Below are 16,258 nucleotides of genomic sequence, written 5' to 3' on the forward strand. Positions count from 1 at the left end.
GTCGAAGACATGAGCACGCACGAGGAACCCGTCACCTACGCCCCCGAAGAGCCCGCGCGGCTGCGCTGGGCCCAGCACGCGCCCGAGGTCTACAAGGCGATGATCCAGCTGGACGCCGTCGCCAACCAGGGCCTGGACCCCCGGCTGCGCGAGCTGGTCAAGATCCGCGCCTCCCAGGTCAACCACTGCGCGCGCTGCCTCGACATGCACTCCAAGGACGCCCTCGCGGCCGGCGAGAGCGTGGAGCGGATCGTCCAGCTCGGCGCCTGGGAGGAGTCCCGGCACTTCTACACCGAGAAGGAGCTGGCGGCCCTGGAGCTGACCGACGCGATCACCGTCCTCACGGACGGTTTCGTGCCGGACGAGGTCTACGAGCGGGCCGCCAAGCACTTCGACGAGGCCGAGCTCTCCCGGCTGATCGCCGCCATCGCCGTGATCAACGCCTGGAACCGGTTCGGCGTGTCCACCCGGACGCCTCCGGGCCACTACCACCCGGGGCAGCACAAGTGAACCGTACCCAGCTGCTGGACCCGAAGGTCGCCCAGGCGATGGCCGCGGTCAGCGCGGCGGCCAAGAAGGGGCTCGGCGATCCGGGCCTGGCCGAACTGGTGATGATCCGCGCCTCGCAGATCAACCACTGCGCGTTCTGCCTCGACATGCACCTGGGCCTGGCCCGCAAGCACGGGGAGTCCGAGGACCGCATCCACTTCCTGAGCGCCTGGGAGGAGACCGAGGACCTCTACAGCGAGCGGGAGCGGGCCGCGCTGGCGCTCACCGAGGCGGTCACCGTGCTCACGGAAGGGTTCGTGCCCGACGAGGTGTACGAGGCCGCCGCCAAGCACTTCGACGAGGCGGCGCTCGCCCACCTCATCGCCCTGATCACCGTCATCAACGGCTGGAACCGCCTGATGGTCAGCCGCCGTGTGCCACCGGGAGGGCGGCAGCCATGAGCAAGGCGGAGCAGTTCCGCGCCCTGCACCGGGGGCGCGCCCCGGGTGATCCGCTGGTGCTGCCCGGGCCGTGGGACGCCGCCGCCGCGCGGGTCCTCGCGGAGGCCGGTTTCCCGGCGCTGGCCACGCCGAGCGCCGGGGTGGCCGCCTCCCTCGGGTACACGGACGGGGCCACCCCGGCCGACGAGATGTTCGCGGCCGTCGCCCGGATCGCGCGGGCGGTGGACGTACCGGTCTCGGCGGACGTGGAGGGCGGCTACGGGCTCGCGCCCGAGGAACTGGTCGAACGGCTGCTGGAGGCCGGCGCCGTGGGCTGCAACCTCGAGGACTCGGACGGGGGTGTCCTCAAGGACCCGCACGCGCACGCCGAGTTCCTCGCCGGGGTGCGCCGGGCCGCCGCCGACCGGCTGTTCGTCAACGCCCGCATCGACGTGTTCGTGCACGGCGACGGCGATCCGGAGCGGGCCATCGAGCGGGCCGCGCTGTACCGCGCGGCGGGCGCCGACTGCGTCTACCCGATCCTCGCCCCGGCCGAGCTGGTGCCGCTGCTGCGGTCGGGGATCGAGGGCCCGCTGAACCTGCTGGCCCGGCTGGACGGGGACGGCCCCTCGCCCGCCGCGCTCGGCGAACTCGGGGCCACCCGCGTCACGTTCGGGCCGGGCCTGCAGCGGCGGACGGCGGCCGCGCTGCGGGAGATCGCCGCCGGGCTGCTGCCGTAGGCCGGGCAGGCCGGGGGTGTCCGGTCAGGGCAGCCACTTCTTCCACACGGACGGGTGGCTGTCCACCCACTTCTCCGCCGCCTCGGCCGGCGAGAGCTTCTGCTCGGCGATCATCAGCGACACCTCGTTCTGGTCCTCGGTGGTCCACCGGAACTTCTTCAGGAAGGCCGCCGCCTCGCCGCCGGACTTCGCGAAGTCCGCGTTGAGGTACTTCTTCAGCGGGGTGTGCGGGTAGCCGCAGGCGACCTTCGCCGGGTCGGCGTCGCAGCCCTCCTTGTGCGGCGGCAGCCTCACCTCCGTCATCGGCACCTTCTCGAACAGCCACTGGGGTGCGTACCAGTACGTCAGGAAGGGCTTCTTCTCCTTGGCGAACCGTTTGATCTGGGTGATCTGCGCGGCCTCGGAGCCGGCGAAGACGACCTGGTAGTCCAGCTTCAGGTTCTTCACCAACGCCTTGTCGTTGGTGACGTAGGACGGGGAGCCGTCCATCAGCTGTCCCTTGCCGCCGCTCTCGGCGGTGCGGAACAGCGGGGCGTACTTGTCCAGGTTCCGCCAGTCGGTGATGTCCGGGTGCTGCCTGGCGAGGTACGTCGGCACGAACCAGCCGATGTGGCCGGTCACCCCGAGGCCGCCGCCGGGCGCGACCGTGCCCTTCTCCTCGACGTAGCGCTTCTCCTGCTCCGGGTGGCCCCAGTCCTCCAGCAGGGCGTCGACCCGGCCCTGGCTGAGCGCGTCCCAGGCCGGCACCTCGTCGACCTGGACGGTGTCGACGCGGTAGCCGAGCTTGTGCTCCAGGATGTACTGGGCGACGGCCGCGTCGGACTGCGCGCCCACCCAGGACTGCACGGACAGGGTGACCGTCTTCGCGCCCCGGGCGTTGGCGAACGGGCTGGCCTGTTTGGTCATGTCGGCGGCGCCGCAGCCGGTGGTCAGGGCCAGGGCGGCCACGGCGGCCGTGATCGCGATGCGGCGCATGTCAGGCTCCCTTCCCCGCGCGGCCCCGGGCCGGCTGGGTCACCCGGTCGAGCATCAGGCCCAGGCAGACGATGGCGGCGCCGGCCACCAGACCGGTGGCCAGGTCGCCCTGGGCGAGGCCGAAGGCGACGTCGTAGCCGAGGGCGCCGCCGCCGACCAGGCCACCGATGATGACGACGGCGAGGACCAGGACCACGCCCTGGTTGACGGCGAGCAGCAGCGCGCGCCGGGCCAGCGGGAGCTGCACCTGCCACAGCTGCTGCCGTCCGGTCGCGCCCAGCGAGCGCGCGGACTCCAGCGCCGCCTGGTCGACCTGGCGCAGGCCCTGCGCGGTGATCCGGACGACGGCCGGGAGGGCGTAGACGACGGCCGCGGCGACGGCGGGGGCGCGGCCGACGCCGAACAGGGCGACGACCGGGATCAGGTACACGAACTGCGGCATGGTCTGGAACACGTCCAGGACCGGGCGCAGGGCGCGGTCGACGCGGGCGCTGCGGGCCGCGGCGATGCCGGTGGCCAGGCCCAGTACGAGGGTGACGGCGACGGCGGCCAGCACCTGGGAGAGGGTGTCGAGCGACGGCTCCCACACCCCGAGCACACCGATCGCGGCCATGGCGAGGACGGCGGTCAGCGCGGTGCGCCAGGTGCCGATCGGCCAGGCCAGGGCGGCGACCACGAGCAGCACCGACCACCAGGGCATCCCTTGCAGCCCGGCGCGGACCGGGTCCAGCACCCAGGTGGTGAAGTGCCCCGCCCAGTCGGCGGTGCCGCCGACGACCGGGACGCCGGAGTAGAGGTGGTCGGTCATCCAGTCGACGGCCCGGTTGACCGGTGCGGCGATCTCCAGGGACCAGCCGGCGGGCCAGTCGGTCGCGCCGAGCAGCCGGGCGGCGAGGGCGGCGGCCACGGTGCCGGCCAGGAGGACGGCCCAGGCGACGAGCCCCGTCCGGGCGCCGGTCTCCGGGCGGGCGGTGCCGTCGCCCGCCGCCGAGGTGAGCCGGTCCAGCACGATCGCGAGCAGGACCAGGGGGATGCCGGCGGCGAGGGCCGCGCCGACGTCGACCGAGGCGAGCGCCTGGTAGACGCGGTCGCCGAGGCCGCCGGCGCCGATGACGGCGGCGATGACGGCCATGGACAGCGCCATCATGATCGTCTGGTTGAGGCCCAGCAGCAGCTCCTGGCGGGCCAGCGGGAGGCGGGCGGTCAGCAGCCGCTGGCGGCGGGTGGCGCCGAGCGACTCCACGGCCTCCAGGACTTCGGGGTCGGCTCCGCGCAGGCCGAGCGCGGTGAGGCGGGCCATCGGCGGGGCGGCGTAGACGACGGTGGCGAGGACGGCCGCGGGCACGCCGATGCCGAAGACCAGGACGACGGGGAGGAGGTAGGCGAAGGCCGGGAGCACCTGCATGGTGTCCAGGACCGGGCGCAGGGCGCGGTCGAGCCGGTCGGAGAGGCCCGCGGCGAGACCGAGGAGCGCGCCGACGACGACGGAGGCGAGGACCGCCACGACCATCAGGGCGAGGGTCTGCATGGTCGGCACCCACATGCCGAGGGCTCCGCAGGCCAGGAAGGCGACGGCCGTGCCGGCGGCCAGGCGGAGACCGGCCAGGCGCCAGGCGAGCAGGGCGCCGAAGACCGTGACACCGGCCCAGCCCGCCGCGAGGAGGGTGAGGTAGACGGCGCGTACGGCGACGACGACCGCGTTGCTGAGGTGGCCGAGGAAGTACAGGAACAGCGGGTGGCTGTCCCGGTTGTCGATGACCCAGTCGCTGGCGGAGGCGAGGGGTTTGTCGAGGCTGACGGTCAGGGAGTGCGGCCAGGTGCCGTTGCCCCAGCGGCTGAGCACGGGGAGGAGGACGGCGGTGAGCAGGGCGAGGAGGAGGAGTTTGGCGGCGGCCCGGCTCCTGAGCAGGCGGGGGGCCTTGGTCCGGGCGGTGGGGAGACTGAGCGTCGCCATCAGACGGCCTCCCGGGTGCTGCTCGCGGGGGCCTCGGGTGCCGGGCGGCGGTCGCGGCGGTCGCGGCGCTCGCCGGGTGCGGGGTTCCCCGGGGCGGGTGCGTTGCCGGCGGCACGGGCGCCTGCGGCAGAGGCGGAGGCGTCACCGGCGACAGGGGCGGGCGCGTCGCTCACCGCCGTGGCGGTTCCGGCCGAGGCGGGTGCCGTGATGGTTCCGGCCGGGGCTTCGGGGGTGACGCCCGCCACGACGCCCAGCAGCCGGTCGTGGTCGACCACGCCCAGGCAGCGGCCCGCGTCCATCACCCGGGCCGGGGCGCCCGCCCGGGCCACCGCCTCGATGGCCTCGGCGACCGTGGCCTCGGGGCGCAGGGCCGGGCCGTGCGCGGCGTCCTCGGGGGACACCGGGCGCATGGCGGTACGGCAGGTCAGCACCTGTTCGCGGGGGACGTCCCGGACGAACTCGCGGACGTAGTCGTCGGCCGGGGCGCCGACGATCTCCTCGGGGGTGCCGAGCTGCACCACGCGGCCGTCGCGCATCAGGGCGATGCGGTCGCCGAGTTTCAGGGCCTCGCTCAGGTCGTGGGTGATGAACACCATCGTGCGGCCCTCCTCCCGGTGCAGCCGGGTCACCTCGTCCTGCATGTCCCGGCGGATGAGGGGGTCCAGGGCGCTGAACGGCTCGTCGAAGAGCAGCACCTCGGGGTCCACGGCCAGGGCCCGGGCGAGGCCCACCCGCTGGCGCTGGCCGCCGGACAGCTGGCCGGGGCGGCGCTTCTCCATGCCGGCCAGGCCGACCTTGGCGACGAACTCGGCGGCGCGCTCCCGGCGTTCGGAGCGGCCGACGCCCTGGATCTCCAGGCCGTAGGCGACGTTGTCGAGGACGGTGCGGTGCGGGAGCAGCCCGAAGTGCTGGAAGACCATCGCGGCCCGGTGCCGGCGCAGTTCGCGCAGCCGGGCCCGGTCCATCGCGCGGACGTCCTCGCCGTCGATGGCGATGGTGCCCGCCGTCGGCTCGATCAGCCGGGTCAGACAGCGGACCAGGGTGGACTTGCCGGAGCCGGACAGGCCCATGACGACGAAGACCTCGCCCTTGCGGACGTCGAAGGAGACGTCCCGGACGGCGGCCGTGCAGCCGGTGCGGGAGCGCAGCTCGGCGGGGGTCAGCGCGGTGAGCTCCGGGTCGGCGGGGACGCGTTCGGGCTTGGGGCCGAAGACCTTCCACAGGCCGGACACCGAGAAGACGGGCTCGGCCGTGGTGGGCGGCTTGCGGGTGGGGACGGTGAGGGTCATCGCAGGTCACCTCCGATCAGGTCGACGGCCTTCTCCCCGACCATGAGCACCCCGATCATCGGGTTCACGGCGGGCATGGTGGGGAAGACGGACGCGTCGGCGATGCGGATGCCGTCGAGACCGCGGATGCGCAACTCGGGGTCCACGACGGCGAGTTCGTCGTCGGCGGCGCCCATCTTGCAGGTGCCGGCCGGGTGGTAGACGGTGTGGGCCGCCTTGCGGGCGTACTCGCTCAGCTCGGCGTCGCCGGTGACCTCCGGGCCGGGGCACACCTCGCGCTTGAGCCAGCCGGCCAGCGGCTCGGCCTTGGCGACCTCGCGGGCGATGCGGATGCCGTCGACCAGGGTCCGGGCGTCGTAGTCGTCCTCGTCGGTGAAGTAGCGGAAGTCGAGGGCCGGCTTGACGGAGGGGTCGGCGCTGGTCAGGTAGAGGCGGCCGCGGCTCTTCGGCTTGGGGATGTTGGGGGTCATGGAGACGCCGTACTCCGGCCGCTCGTAGCCGAGGCGCTCCGGGTTGTCGGTGAACGGGATCTGGTAGAAGTGGAACATCAGGTCCGGTCCGGCGTGCTCCGGGTCGCGGCGCACGAACAGGCCCGCGTCGGAGTCCATCGCCGAGTTCTCCGGGATCGGGCCGTGGGTCTCCCAGACGATGACCGACTCGGGGTGGTCGAGCAGGTTCTCGCCGACGCCCGGCAGGTCGTGCACGACGGGGATGCCGAGCGCTTCGAGGTCGGCGCGGGGGCCGATGCCGGAGTGCAGCAGCAGGCGCGGGGAGTCGACGGCGCCCGCGCACAGCACGACTTCCTCGCGGGCCCGGATCAGCAGCTCCTCGCCGTCCTTGGTGCGCACGTGCACGCCCTCGGCGCGGGTGCCGTCCAGCCGCAGCTTGTACGCCCAGGTCTCCAGCAGGATCGTCAGGTTCGGGCGCTCGTCCATCACCGGGTGGAGGTAGGCGACGGAGGCGGAGGAGCGCTTGTTGTCCTCCGGGTGGTAGGCGAGGTCGAAGAAGCCGACGCCCTCGGTGAACGGCGCGCGGTTGAAGCCCTCGACGCGGGGTACCCCGAGCGCCGACCGGGCGGCGTCGACGAAGTCGCGGGCGATGGCGTTCCGGTCCTTCTCGTCGACGGAGACGATGTTGTTCTTCAGGCGCGCGAAGTAGGCCTCCATGGGGACGGCGCCCCAGCCCTTGGCGCCGGCGGCCTCCCACTCGTCCCAGTCGGAGGGCAGGGGCTTGAAGGAGATGAGGGTGTTGTGCGAGGAGCAGCCGCCGAGGACGCGGGCGCGGCTGTGCCGGATGTGGGAGTTGCCGCGGGGCTGCTCCACCGTCGGGTAGTCGTAGTCGAGTTCGCCGCCGAGCAGGCCCATCCAGCGGCGCAGGGTGAGGACGTCGTCGCGGCCGACGTCGCTCGGGCCGCCCTCGATGACGGCGACGGTGACATCCGGGTTCTCGGTGAGGCGGGAGGCGATGACGGACCCTGCCGTGCCGCCGCCGATGACGACGTAGTCGTAGACGTGGGGGGTGGTGTCGGGCATGGGGGTACTACTCCAGGGGCTCTGCTCGGTTCGGAGGTGAGGAGGTGCGGGGCGGAGGTGCGGAAGGGCTGACGGAGGCCGGCCGGTGGGCCGAGGCGATCGGCCGGCGGGCTGAAGGGGGGTCAGCCGCCGGCCGGGCGTCAGCCGGCGAACCAGCGCACCGGCTTCGGCGCGAGGTTCTGGTAGACGTGCTTGGTCTCGCGGTACTCGGCGAGCCCGGCGGGGCCCAGTTCGCGGCCGGTGCCGCTCCGGCCGAAGCCGCCCCACTCCGCCTGCGGCAGATAGGGGTGGAAGTCGTTGATCCAGACGGTGCCGTGCCGCAGCCGGGACGCCACCCGGCGGGCCTTCGCGGTGTCCGCGCTCCACACCGCGCCGGCCAGGCCGTACTCGGTGTCGTTGGCGAGGCGGACGGCCTCCTCCTCGGTGCGGAAGGTCTCGACGGTGAGGACCGGGCCGAAGACCTCCTCGCGGACGACGCGCATCTCGCGGTGGCAGGCGTCGAGGACGGTGGGCTCGTAGAACCAGCCGGTCGCGGGGCGCTCGGGTGACGGCTCGGGCCGCTTGCCGCCGCAGCGCAGGACGGCACCCTCCGCCAGGGCGGAGGCGACGTACGCCTCGACCTTGGCGCGCTGCTGCTCGGAGACCAGCGGACCGCACTCGACGCCGTCCGCGGTGCCGCGGCCGAGCCTGATCTTCTGGGCGCGGCGGGCGAGTTCGGTGACGAAGCGCTCGCGGACGGACTCCTCGACGATGAGCCGGGCGCCGGCCGAGCAGACCTGGCCGCTGTGGATGAAGGCCGCGTTGAGGGCCTGGTCCACGGCGGTGTCGAAGCCCTCCTCGGTGGCGCAGGCGTCGGCGAAGACCACGTTGGGGTTCTTGCCGCCGAGTTCGAGGGCGACCTTCTTGACGGTGGGCGCGGCGGCCTGGGCGACCTTGGTCCCGCTGGCCAGGCCGCCGGTGAAGGAGACCAGGTCGACGTCGGGGTGCTCGGCCAGCCGGGCGCCGACGGTGTGGCCGGGGCCGGTGACGAGGTTGGCCACTCCGGCGGGCAGACCGGCCTCGGCGAGCAGCTCGATCAGCGCGATGGTGGTCATCGGGGTGATCTCGCTGGGCTTGACCACGAAGGTGTTGCCGGCCGCGAGCGCCGGGGCGATCTTCCAACTTGCCTGGAGGAGCGGATAGTTCCAGGGGGTGATCAGCGCGCAGACGCCGACCGGTTCGTGGACGACCACGCTGTGGATGTCGGGCGAGCCCGCGTCGACCACCCGGCCGGGGGCCTCGGCGGCGACCAGGTCCGCGAAGTACCGGAAGGCGTCGGCGACACAGTCGATGTCGACGCGGCCCTCCTCGACGGTCTTGCCCGCGTCCCGGCTCTCCAGCAGGCCGAGTTCCTCGCGGTCGCGCACGAGGAGGCCGGCGACGCGGCGCAGCAGCGCGGCGCGTTCGGCGGCCGGGGTGCCGGGCCAGGGGCCGTGGTCGAAGGCCTGCCGGGCGGCGGCCACCGCGCGGTCGGCGTCCTTCTCGTCGCCCTCGGCGACCACGGCGAACGGCCGGGCGTCCGCGGGGTCGAGGATCTCCCGGGTCGCGCCGGAGACCGCTGCCAGCCACGCGCCGTCCGCGTGGATGGTCGCCTGGGGCTGTCGTTCCGTTCTGTCCGCCATGATCGGTGTTGCCTTCCGTTCCTGTTCGGTGCCCCTGTGTCACACGCATGTCACGCTCGGGGACCGTCGCCGCCTGCCCAGGGCCCCGGCCCCGCATGCGGAATCGGTGGCCGAACGTGCTCGGGGTCACGGAAAACGGGGGTGATAACGGATGAAAACGGAAGGCGGACCCGGCTATCCGCCCGCCGGCCCCGGCGTCAGCAGCTCCCGTACGCAGTCGCGCAGCCAGGCGTGGGCCGGGTCGGCGTCGTGGCGCGGGTGCCAGGCGAACCCCACCGTGATCTTGGGCAGTGGCAGCGGGATCTCGAAGGGGACCAGTCCGAGGGCGTCGGCCAGCGGGCGGCCCCATTCGGTGATCAGCCCGATGAGGTCGGTGTCGCGCAGCACGAACAGGGAGGCCGGATAGCTGCCGACGCTGCCCACCACCCGGCGCCTCAGGCCGAGTCCGGCCAGGGCGTCGTCGACGGGCCCGCGCTGTCGGCCGCGCCGGGAGACGATGAGGTGCCCCGCCGCCCCGGCGAACCGCTCGGGCGTCACCTCGCCCTCCAGCAGCGGGTGCCCGGCGCGTACGACGCCGAGCATGCGGTCCTCGTGCACGGTCTCCACGTGCACCTCGGGCGCGGCCGAGTCGATCATCCCGACCTCCAGGTCGGCGATGCCCTGCCGCAGGTACGGGGCGTCCGTGTGGCTCTCGCTCAAAAAGCGCAGGCGGATGCCGGGGGCCTCGCGGGCGGCGCGGGCGAGGAGGGCGGCGCCGTGGGTGGCGGCGATCATGTCGTGGCCGAGGACGGTGAAGGTGCGGGTCACCGTGCGCAGGTCGGTGTCCCGGCCCGGCGCGAACAGGGCGCGGGCCCGCTCGACCACCGCGCCGACCTCGGCGCGCACCGCGAGCGCATGCGGTGTCGGCACCATCCGGCGGCCGGCGCGGACCAGCACCGGGTCGCCGAGCGCCTTGCGGATCCGGCCGAGGGTGCGGCTCATCGCCGGCTCGGACAGGTGCAGCCGGCGGGCGGCGCCCTGCACGCTCTCCTCCTCCAGCAGCACGTCCAGCGCGACCAGCAGATTCAGGTCCAGACCCGTGGATTGCGTCATGTGCAGGCATTCCTTGCGAAGGTTGCACTGGAAGTCATGTCGGTGGCGAGCCTACGGTGAGGACGCATCCCACACCACCCACCAGCTCCCGGGAGGAGCCGTGCCGGCGCACGCCCTGACCCGCCCCGTCCTGCTCACGCTGTGCGCCTGTGTCCTGGTCGCGCAGAGCATGGTCGCGGCGATCAACCTGCTGATACCGCAACTGAGTTCGTCCGGCCTGCACCCCTCGCACACCCAGATCCTGTGGACGGTCGACGCCTACGTCATCGTCTTCGCGGGCCTGCTCATCCCGGCCGGCGCGCTCGGCGACCGCCACGGCCGCAAGGGCGCCCTGCTCGCGGGGCTCGCCCTGTTCGCCGCGGGCGCCGCGACCAGCGCGCTGGCCCCCGATCCGGCGCTGCTGGTCGCGGGCCGGGGCCTGTCCGGCGCCGGGGCCGCGCTGATCACCCCGGCGACGATGTCGATCCTGGTGCACCTGGCCGGGCCGGAGCGCCGCGCCCAGGCGATGGCGTCCTGGACGCTGGCCATCGGGCTGGGCGGCATGGCGGGCAACCTGGGCGGCGGGCTGGCCGGCCAGTACCTGTCCTGGCGGGCGCTGTTCGCCGCGATGGTGCCGCTGGCGGCCGTGCTCGCCGCCGCCGTGGCGGTGACCACCCCGCGCACCGCCCGCTCCGCGCAGGGCAGCCCGGACCCGGCCGGCACCCTGCTGCTCATCACCGGGCTGGTCGCGGTGCTGTTCGGCATCATCGAGGGGCCCGGCCACGGCTGGACCTCGGCGCGCATCCTGACCGCGTTCACGGCGGGCGCCCTGCTGCTGGCCGCGTTCACCGGGCACGCCCTGCGCTCGCGCGCCCCGCTGTTCGACCCGAGGGTGTTCCGCTCCGCCGGGCTGCGGGCGACCACCCTGGGCCTGGCCACGGGTTTCTTCGGCCTGTTCGCCCTGTTCTTCGTCAACTCGCAGTACCTGCAACAGGTCAAGGGCTACGGCCCGGCCGTGACCGGGGTCGCGATCGTGCCGCTGATCGTCGGCATGGCCCTGGTCCCGAGGTTCGCGGCCCGGTGGTCGGCGCGTCCGCGTCCGGTGGTCGGCACGGGGCTGGCGCTGATCGGCCTCGGTCTGCTGGCCGCGTCCACGGCGGACGCCCACACCCCGTACCCGCTGTACGCCTGCTGGCTGCTGGTCATCTCGGCGGGCACGGGCATGGCCATGCCGGCCCTCACCCTGGGCGTGGTGGTGTCCCTGCCCGCGCACCAGGCGGGCCTCGGCTCCGGCCTCGGCACCTCGGCCCGCGAGATCGGCGCCGCCCTCGGTGTCGCCGTCGCCGGCACCGCCCTGGCGGGCCACACCGACTTCGCGAGCGGCATGGGCCCGGCCCTGCGGGTGGTGGGACTGACGGTCCTGGCGGCGACGGTCCTGGTCGTCACCGGCCACCGCACCCCCGGCCGGCCGCCCCGCACGGCTCCGGAGACGCCGACGACTCCAGCGACACGGGAGCCGGTGGCCTGAAACATACGTCGGCCCTCACTCGACGGCACACAATGCGGGCCCCGACCGAGAGGACCCGCCGTGCGCCGTATCCCGGCCTGTGTACTGACCGACGCGGCCCCGCCCCGGGTGAGCGGCGGCCACGCGCTGGACCGCTTCGTACAGATCGGCTCCCTCACCAAGGCGCTGACCGGCACGTTGCTCGCCCGGCTGGCCCAGGCGGGCGTGGTCGAGCCCGGCGACCCCGTCGAGCGGTGGCTGCCGGCACCGTCCGGCACCGGCATCACCCTGCTGCACCTGGCCCGGCACACCTCGGGACTCCCCCGGCTGCCACCCGGCCTCGGACGCCGGGACCCGTACGCGACTTTCGGCCACGCGGAGTTGGAGCGGCTGGTGCGCGGCCTGGACACCGTCACCGTGCGCCCGCCGGGCGACGAGGAGTACTCCAACCTGGGGTACGCCGTCCTCGGCGCCGCGCTGGCCGCCGCGGGCGGGGCATCGTACGAGGAACTGCTGGAGGCGCACGTCCTGCGGCCGACGGGCGTCACCGAGGTGACCGCCCGCCCGGCTCCCGCGCGGCGGCTCACGGCACCCGGTCTGCTGCCGGGGACGCGGCGCGGGCCCTGGACGATGGACGCGGCGATCCTCCCGGCGGGCGGCCTGTGGGCGACGCCGCGTGCGGTCGCCGCGCTCGTCGTGGCGCTGCTGGTGGAACGCCGGCTGGGCGAGCCGGCCGTGGGCTGGCAGTCGGCGGGGCCGCTGTACTGGCACAACGGCGCCACCCGGGACGCGTCGGTGTTCGCCGGGGCGACGGCGGACGGGCGGTGGGCCGTGGTGCACCGGCTGAACGGCCGGGCGGAGGACACCGACCGGGCCGGGATCGCGCTGCTGCGACGGGCGTAGGGCCCGCGTCGGCGAAGCCGGAAACGACGAGGTCCCCTTCCGTCGCAGCGGAAGGGGACCTCGTGTGTGGAGCGCCGGGCAGGCCTTGCACCTGCATCTCCCCGCAGGAAGCGGGGCGTCTTTCCTTGGACCACCAACGCACAGTCGGCTTCCGGGAGTTCCGGTGGCCGGTGTGTGATCAACTATAGCCCACACCGGCCGCCGGAGTCACCTCGCGCCGGCTCAGATGAGGCCGAGGGCGCGGACCGCCTCGCGCTCCTCCGCCAGCTCCTTGACGGAGGCGTCGATGCGGGTGCGGGAGAACTCGTTGATCTCCAGGCCCTGGACGATCTCGTACTTGCCGTCCTTGCAGGTGACCGGGAAGGAGGAGATCAGGCCCTCCGGGACGCCGTAGGAGCCGTCCGACGGGATGCCCATGGAGGTCCAGTCGCCCTCGGCGGTGCCGTTGACCCAGGTGTGGACGTGGTCGATGGCGGCGTTGGCGGCGGAGGCGGCCGACGAGGCGCCACGGGCCTCGATGATCGCGGCACCGCGCTTGGCGACGGTCGGGATGAAGTCCTCGGCCAGCCACTGCTCGTCGTTCACGACCTCGGCGGCGTTCTTGCCGGCGACGGTGGCGTGGAAGATGTCCGGGTACTGGGTGGCGGAGTGGTTGCCCCAGATGGTCAGGCGCTTGATGTCGGCGACCGAGCTGCCCGTCTTCTTCGCGAGCTGGGTCAGCGCGCGGTTGTGGTCCAGGCGGGTCATCGCGGTGAAGCGCTCGGCCGGGACGTCCGGCGCGGCGGCCTGCGCGATGAGCGCGTTGGTGTTGGCCGGGTTGCCGACGACGAGCACCTTGATGTCGTCCGCCGCGTGGTCGTTGATGGCCTTGCCCTGCGGCTTGAAGATGCCGCCGTTGGCCTCCAGCAGGTCACCGCGCTCCATGCCCTTGGTGCGCGGGCGGGCGCCCACCAGCAGGGCCACGTTGGCGCCGTCGAACGCCACGTTCGGGTCGTCGGTGATGTCGATGCCCTGGAGCAGCGGGAAGGCGCAGTCGTCCAGCTCCATGGCCGTGCCCTCGGCGGCCTTCAGCGCGGGGGTGATCTCCAGGAGGCGCAGCTTGACCGGCACGTCCGCGCCGAGCAGCTGGCCGGAGGCGATGCGGAAGAGCAGGGCGTAACCGATCTGGCCGGCCGCGCCGGTGACGGTGACGTTCACGGGAGTGCGGGTCATGGCGTTCTCCGTATGACAGCTGGCGGTGGGGCGTCCCTGCCCCGGGCGGATGATCGATCTCTTGGTATCAAGAGAGATCAGCGGTCAGGCTATCGCGCATCCGGCATGTGAGACCCCCGGGGCCGTGTGGCTCACCCCACAAGGGGACCAGAGGGGCGTAACGCCTGGCCGGCGGCGTGCGAGTCCCCCAACGAACAGCGGCCGTCCGCCGTCCGGGAGAGGAGGGACGACGACGGCCGCCGGTGGGGGGGCCGGAGATCCGGACTCCCGTGGGGGTACGGTTCGCGTGCCCGGGATCCGGCCGCCTATGCGCGCCCGCCGGAATTTCTCACTCCGTGCAGCCGGTCTGCCCCGAGGCGAGCGTGGCGCACGCCCTGGCCTGGGCCGGGTTCCGTACCGCGACCATCGGGGTGTACCCGATGGTGTCCCCCGCGGCGGTGATGTCCCCCGTCTGCCGCTCCTTGCCCGCGGTGACCCGCACCGTGTCGCCGGGCGCGCCGCTGGTGATCCGGCCCCAGACCGTGCCGCACACCTTGCTGTAGCGGACTTCCAGGGTGGTGGTGCCCACGGTGGCGGTCTTGGCGGTGGACACCTGGTCGCCGCCGCACCCCATGGCCTCGGCGTCCTTGCCGGTGCAGGCGGACCCGGCGCACTTGACGCCGGGCGGCGGGGTGGCCGGGGCGGAGGCCGACGGGGAGGGCGACCCGGACCCGGCGGCCGTGCCGTCGCCGCCGCGGTGGGTGACGTAGAAGACCCCGCCGATGAGGGCGAGCACGCCGACCAGCCCGGCGAAGAACATCACCACCTGCTGACGGCGCGCGGACCAGCGCTCTCCCGGCGCGGGGCGCCCCTTGGGAGTGCGGGCGGGACCGGGCACGGCACCGGCGGACGGGGTGCCGGCGGGCGGGGTACCGATGGAAGGGGTTCCGGCGGGCGGGGTGCCGAGGGGGCGGGTGGCGTCGAGTCCGGCCAGGCCGCCGAGGAAGCCGGGCGGGGTGGTGGCCGCGGTCGTGTTCGGGCGGCCCGGGGGCCGGGCTCCCGGGCGGGCGCTCGCCTGGGAGGGGCCTCGGTAACCGGCCACGCCCCAGGAGTTCTTGACGGGCGCGCCCGCACCGCCGGCCGCCGCGCCGGAGCCACTCCCGCTCACCGCGTCGGAGCCGGAGCCGGAGCCGTCCCGGGTGGCCGTGCCCGCGTCGCCGCCGGCCGTACGCCCGCCGCTCCCGTTCCCCGGGCCGTCCGCCGCGCCGTCGCGGACGCCGGTGGCGGCGTCCCGGGCCGACGGCTGGGCCGGGATGGCCGGCGTGACCCAGCCGGGGCCGGAGCTGCCGGCGCCGCCCTTACCGGAGCCTTTCCCGGAGCCCTTGCCGAGCCCCTTGCCGACGCCCTGTCCGGCGCTGACGCCGACACCCTTGCCGACGGCCTGGCCGACACCCGTCCCGGCGGCCTGGCCCACGCCCTTGCCGAGGCTCGGTCCGACGCCCTCCCCGGCGCTCTTCCGGTCGCTCTCGCCCTCCGCGATCCGCAGCGCCTGCAGCGTGCTGCCGTCCCGCAGTTCCGCCCGGCTCCAGGAGCGTTCGGCCAGTTCCCACAGGGTGGTCAGCGGGCCCGGCGGGGTGCCGGTGACCTCGGCGAGGGCGATGACCGCGCCCTTGGGCGCCAGCAGCCGGCCGCCCAGGTACCGCTCCCAGGACGTCGCACCGTAGCCCGTCCGGTCGGCCAGTGCCGCGATGCCCAGACCGCTGCGGTCCACGAGTTGCCGCAGTTCGTCGGTGAACTCCCTGATCTGCGGGTCCAGATCGTCCGGCAAGGCTTTCCATCGAGGCATGGGTTCCCCCTCTTCCCCCGGTCGTGCTGTGGATCTCCCGCACCCCGGCCACCCACAGGGATGCGCTGACCAAGGATTCCAGTTCCCCGGGCCGGACGCACACCAGCGCGAAGGCCGGCAGCCGACGCGGGAACGAGGCGGTACGGCAGGTGGCCCGCGCCTCCCGGCGGGCGGGCGCGGGCCACCTGGCGTACGGCGGGCGCTACTTGGTGAGCGTGAAGTGCAGGATGTCCTTCAGGAAGGGCAGTTTCAGCAGCGGGTCGGGCTGGATCATCAGCGCCAGCAGGACGATCGCCAGGCCCAGGACGCCGTAGGTGGCGATGTCCGTGAAGCGGGAGCGTACGGCGAGCATGCCGACATCGGGCAGCAGCCAGCGCAGCACCGCGCCGCCCAGCAGGGCGAGGCCGATGATCAGCGTGCCCGCGCGGAACTCGTCCAGCGCGGTGATGAGCAGGCCGAGCGCGACCAGGCCGACGACGGTGAGCAGCGGCCACTGCCGGGCGGGCGCCGGCGCTCCGCCGGGCGCGGCCCGGCCACCGCCCTCGGGCCGGGCGGTGTCCCGCGTGAAGAGCGGGAAGCGGCGGGTGACGCGGCGCGGGCGTCCCGTGGCGTCCGGGGCGCTGACCGCGTCGCGCACCATCGGTTCCGTGTGCCCGCGGG

Annotated in this window: 14 protein-coding genes; 5 read left to right on the top strand and 9 right to left on the bottom strand. The window is 74.1% G+C overall.

Translation table 11 applies throughout. The features are described from left to right. Positions 1 to 9: 9 nt before the first annotated feature. The 3 genes from IH25_RS0100420 to IH25_RS0100430 are packed head-to-tail and all read left to right on the top strand — an operon-like array spanning position 10 to position 1,669. Positions 10 to 510, top strand: a complete 501-nt coding sequence (locus IH25_RS0100420) for a carboxymuconolactone decarboxylase family protein (protein ID WP_030600876.1) — start codon at positions 10 to 12, stop codon at positions 508 to 510. Then, positions 507 to 950: a carboxymuconolactone decarboxylase family protein gene (locus IH25_RS0100425; RefSeq protein WP_030600879.1), complete on the top strand. Its 444-nt coding sequence runs from the start codon at positions 507 to 509 to the stop codon at positions 948 to 950. The genes IH25_RS0100420 and IH25_RS0100425 overlap by 4 nt, the downstream gene beginning before the upstream one ends. After that, on the top strand, positions 947 to 1,669 hold the full coding sequence (locus IH25_RS0100430; RefSeq protein WP_030600882.1) for an isocitrate lyase/PEP mutase family protein: 723 nt from the start codon (positions 947 to 949) through the stop codon (positions 1,667 to 1,669). Before IH25_RS0100425 ends, IH25_RS0100430 begins: the two co-directional genes overlap by 4 nt. A gap of 24 nt (positions 1,670 to 1,693) precedes the next feature. On the opposite strand, the gene IH25_RS0100435 is transcribed toward IH25_RS0100430, so the two are convergent. The 6 genes from IH25_RS0100435 to IH25_RS0100460 all read right to left on the bottom strand — a co-directional run bounded on the left by IH25_RS0100435 (position 1,694) and on the right by IH25_RS0100460 (position 10,172). After that, entirely contained in the window at positions 1,694 to 2,644 is a 951-nt protein-coding gene (locus IH25_RS0100435) for an ABC transporter substrate-binding protein (protein ID WP_030600884.1), read from the bottom strand. A gap of 1 nt (position 2,645) precedes the next feature. Beyond that, positions 2,646 to 4,598 (bottom strand): ABC transporter permease, encoded by a 1,953-nt coding sequence (locus IH25_RS0100440; protein ID WP_030600887.1) that lies wholly within the window; start codon positions 4,596 to 4,598, stop codon positions 2,646 to 2,648. After that, positions 4,598 to 5,887 carry a quaternary amine ABC transporter ATP-binding protein gene (locus IH25_RS0100445; RefSeq protein ID WP_051753585.1) on the bottom strand — a complete coding sequence of 430 codons (1,290 nt, stop codon included), beginning with the start codon at positions 5,885 to 5,887 and terminating at the stop codon, positions 4,598 to 4,600. The genes IH25_RS0100440 and IH25_RS0100445 overlap by 1 nt, the downstream gene beginning before the upstream one ends. Further along, positions 5,884 to 7,419 carry a GMC family oxidoreductase gene (locus IH25_RS0100450; protein ID WP_030600892.1) on the bottom strand — a complete coding sequence of 512 codons (1,536 nt, stop codon included), beginning with the start codon at positions 7,417 to 7,419 and terminating at the stop codon, positions 5,884 to 5,886. Before IH25_RS0100450 ends, IH25_RS0100445 begins: the two co-directional genes overlap by 4 nt. A gap of 140 nt (positions 7,420 to 7,559) precedes the next feature. Continuing rightward, the gene (locus IH25_RS0100455) at positions 7,560 to 9,080 is read right to left on the bottom strand and encodes an aldehyde dehydrogenase family protein (protein ID WP_030600895.1); all 1,521 of its coding nucleotides are present in this window, start codon (positions 9,078 to 9,080) and stop codon (positions 7,560 to 7,562) included. 174 nt (positions 9,081 to 9,254) lie between these two features. Further along, complete coding sequence (locus tag IH25_RS0100460) at positions 9,255 to 10,172, bottom strand: LysR family transcriptional regulator (RefSeq protein ID WP_037654053.1); 918 nt, start codon at positions 10,170 to 10,172, stop codon at positions 9,255 to 9,257. A gap of 100 nt (positions 10,173 to 10,272) precedes the next feature. Between IH25_RS0100460 and IH25_RS0100465 the strand changes: the two genes are divergently transcribed. Both IH25_RS0100465 and IH25_RS0100470 read left to right on the top strand, forming a co-directional pair. Next, on the top strand, positions 10,273 to 11,679 hold the full coding sequence (locus IH25_RS0100465; protein WP_037654055.1) for an MFS transporter: 1,407 nt from the start codon (positions 10,273 to 10,275) through the stop codon (positions 11,677 to 11,679). 60 nt (positions 11,680 to 11,739) lie between these two features. Further along, entirely contained in the window at positions 11,740 to 12,561 is an 822-nt protein-coding gene (locus tag IH25_RS0100470) for a serine hydrolase domain-containing protein (RefSeq protein ID WP_030600904.1), read from the top strand. 222 nt (positions 12,562 to 12,783) lie between these two features. Here the strand turns inward: IH25_RS0100470 and IH25_RS0100480 are convergent, their stop codons facing one another. The 3 genes from IH25_RS0100480 to IH25_RS0100490 all read right to left on the bottom strand — a co-directional run bounded on the left by IH25_RS0100480 (position 12,784) and on the right by IH25_RS0100490 (position 16,238). Then, on the bottom strand, positions 12,784 to 13,773 hold the full coding sequence (locus IH25_RS0100480; protein WP_030600907.1) for a malate dehydrogenase: 990 nt from the start codon (positions 13,771 to 13,773) through the stop codon (positions 12,784 to 12,786). A gap of 328 nt (positions 13,774 to 14,101) precedes the next feature. Then, the gene (locus IH25_RS0100485; RefSeq protein ID WP_030600910.1) at positions 14,102 to 15,598 is read right to left on the bottom strand and encodes an XRE family transcriptional regulator; all 1,497 of its coding nucleotides are present in this window, start codon (positions 15,596 to 15,598) and stop codon (positions 14,102 to 14,104) included. Positions 15,599 to 15,800: 202 nt separating this feature from the next. Beyond that, on the bottom strand, positions 15,801 to 16,238 hold the full coding sequence (locus IH25_RS0100490; RefSeq protein WP_209445249.1) for a DUF3017 domain-containing protein: 438 nt from the start codon (positions 16,236 to 16,238) through the stop codon (positions 15,801 to 15,803). Between the last annotated feature and the right edge of the window lie 20 nt (positions 16,239 to 16,258).

It is taken from the genome of Streptomyces achromogenes subsp. achromogenes (assembly GCF_000720835.1).
GTDB classification, from domain to species: Bacteria; Actinomycetota; Actinomycetes; order Streptomycetales; family Streptomycetaceae; genus Streptomyces; species Streptomyces achromogenes.

Coding starts and splice junctions, on each gene's coding strand:
- IH25_RS0100450 (WP_030600892.1), bottom strand. CDS start 7,419: ATGCCCGACACCACCCCCCACGTCTACGACTACGTCGTCATCGGCGGC.
- IH25_RS0100460 (WP_037654053.1), bottom strand. CDS start 10,172: ATGACGCAATCCACGGGTCTGGACCTGAATCTGCTGGTCGCGCTGGAC.
- IH25_RS0100420 (WP_030600876.1), top strand. CDS start 10: ATGAGCACGCACGAGGAACCCGTCACCTACGCCCCCGAAGAGCCCGCG.
- IH25_RS0100430 (WP_030600882.1), top strand. CDS start 947: ATGAGCAAGGCGGAGCAGTTCCGCGCCCTGCACCGGGGGCGCGCCCCG.
- IH25_RS0100435 (WP_030600884.1), bottom strand. CDS start 2,644: ATGCGCCGCATCGCGATCACGGCCGCCGTGGCCGCCCTGGCCCTGACC.
- IH25_RS0100485 (WP_030600910.1), bottom strand. CDS start 15,598: ATGCCTCGATGGAAAGCCTTGCCGGACGATCTGGACCCGCAGATCAGG.
- IH25_RS0100445 (WP_051753585.1), bottom strand. CDS start 5,887: ATGACCCTCACCGTCCCCACCCGCAAGCCGCCCACCACGGCCGAGCCC.
- IH25_RS0100440 (WP_030600887.1), bottom strand. CDS start 4,598: ATGGCGACGCTCAGTCTCCCCACCGCCCGGACCAAGGCCCCCCGCCTG.
- IH25_RS0100455 (WP_030600895.1), bottom strand. CDS start 9,080: ATGGCGGACAGAACGGAACGACAGCCCCAGGCGACCATCCACGCGGAC.
- IH25_RS0100490 (WP_209445249.1), bottom strand. CDS start 16,238: ATGGTGCGCGACGCGGTCAGCGCCCCGGACGCCACGGGACGCCCGCGC.
- IH25_RS0100480 (WP_030600907.1), bottom strand. CDS start 13,773: ATGACCCGCACTCCCGTGAACGTCACCGTCACCGGCGCGGCCGGCCAG.